This is a genomic window from Compostibacillus humi (assembly GCF_014637175.1).
Taxonomy (GTDB): Bacteria; Bacillota; Bacilli; order Bacillales; family Amphibacillaceae; genus Oceanobacillus; species Oceanobacillus humi.
The window spans coordinates 1-2,062 of the sequence record NZ_BMEV01000136.1; the positions used below are offsets into that span (position 1 = coordinate 1).

The following is a 2,062-nucleotide window of genomic DNA, read 5'->3' on the forward strand; positions in this document are numbered from 1 at the left end:
CTATCCTTTCATTTAAAGTATGTTTACTACTCCTTTTCGACATAGAAAAAGCCCCCCATACAGTAATAGAGAATTTTTATTATTTCTCTGTCTACTGTATTGGGAGCATATCAAAAAGATAGTGGATCATTACTATTATGTTTGATTTAAACCATGACATTTCTCATAGATACTTTAATATACTATATGGATCGTGGGCAGTATAATCTAACTATGGCATCACCTATAGTACCTTCACCAAGTTCCATGAATGCTAATCTCTTGGGTCATACTGTGAACAAAATAAGTGGATCCTACTTGATATCTGACTAACACGATTTCTAAGAGGTCTCTTGTTTCCACTTCCTTTTAGGAGGGGGAATACTTGACCTTTCTATTTCCAGATCTGCTTACTACCCATATTCAATTCAAGGATTTTTTAAAACCTGAATCTCTGTGGTGTCGTTCTATAGCTAACTCAATTAACTTATCAATTAATTGGCTGTAGCTTATACCACTGGCTTCCCATAATTTTGGATACATGCTCCGTTTGGTAAACCCTGGGATCGTGTTTACTTCATTAATAACTACAGAGTCGTCTTTTCTTAAGAAAAAATCCACTCTAGCTAACCCCTCACAATTTAATGTTTGAAATGCTTTAATAGCTAATTCCTGTATTTTTGTTATTCTATTATTATTTAATTTTGCAGGGATTTCCAATATTGCACCATTTTCATCAATATATTTTGCGTGATATGAATAAAAGTCTCCTTTTGATATGACCTCACCTGGTAAAGAGGCTATAGGATAATCATTTCCCAAAATGGAACATTCAATTTCTCGTCCAACAATTTCTTCCTCAATTAAGATTTTATGATCAAATTTAAATGCTTCTTCAATGCCTGTTTCAAACTCAAGTTTAGTGTAAACCTTGTTAACACCTACTGATGAACCCTGATTAGAAGGTTTTATAAAAAGCGGCAATCCAAGAACCGAAGCAATTTCTTCAAAATTTATTTCATTTTTATTTGCTTGAGTAAAAGTATAAGATTTTGCCACATTAAATCCTGCTGCCTTTAACAAACGTTTAGAAGTGTCCTTATCCATACTTATAGCAGAACCTAATACACTTGAACCAACAAATGGGATGTTTGCCATACGTAACATACCTTGAAGGCTGCCATCTTCTCCAAAAGTTCCATGTATAATAGGAAAGATGACATCTAATTGGTCAAAATATTCTTGAGTGTCCAAGTTTAATATCTGGTTTTTATTTTCTCCTGGGACAATAGCTACTTCTCTTTTATTTTTTTCAAATTCAAGTAATGCAGGGTTACTCGAATTAAGAAGGAATTTTAAATTATTCTTTATATGCCACCTTCCCTTCTTATCGATACCTATTAAAAAAACGTCATATTTAGTTTTATCCATTGCCTCAATAATATTTTTGGCAGACTGCAGTGAAACTTCATGTTCAGTAGACTTACCACCAAATATTAATCCAACTTTTTTTTTCTTCAAAGTATCACCCTATTCACTGTTTTTCCCTTGAACAGAGATTCATTTATATTTAAATGTGTTATTTATATTATATATTGTAATAATGTAATGTGTGAACCAAAATTAATAAAATTTTCCTTAATTTTCTGTAATGCAAAATAATGTAGCCTTTATTTATCCAGATAAGAAGAGGGGTGAACTGCCTGTGTAATGCAAAATAAACCTGAATTATTCATAGAAAACTTTTGATTACTTTTGAATGCTTATTTATCAAGCGTTTCATCTGACTTGATCATGCATCAAATAAATGAAAAAAGAATCCATTTTTGTTAAAGTTAAATCACCACAAAATAACCACAGAAAGGATTCTTATAATGGCTACTTTACCGCAATTAACTTTAGATTTCAATCGTCAAATTAAATTGTCAAATGATGGGGGTTCTCTTTCTTCTGATACAGGTGAATTTATTTTTAGGGAATTCGATGAGAAAATCGGATTCTCTAAAACCTTGGCTCGACATCTACATTTGAAAGACGATAGAAAATACCATGTTCATTCGAATGAAAATTTACTCCGTCAAAA

2 protein-coding genes are annotated in these 2,062 nt (G+C 31.9%); one reads left to right on the forward strand and one right to left on the reverse strand.

Annotation, left to right across the window (positions count from 1 at the left end; genetic code table 11):
* Positions 1–402: 402 nt before the first annotated feature.
* Positions 403–1,500: a D-alanine--D-alanine ligase gene (ddlA, locus tag IEV18_RS16860; protein ID WP_188393500.1), complete on the reverse strand. Its 1,098-nt coding sequence runs from the start codon at positions 1,498–1,500 to the stop codon at positions 403–405.
* 353 nt (positions 1,501–1,853) lie between these two features.
* On the opposite strand from ddlA, the gene IEV18_RS16865 reads away from it, so the two are divergent.
* A partial coding sequence (locus IEV18_RS16865; protein WP_188393501.1) for a transposase occupies positions 1,854–2,062 on the forward strand: 209 nt, incomplete at its 3' end.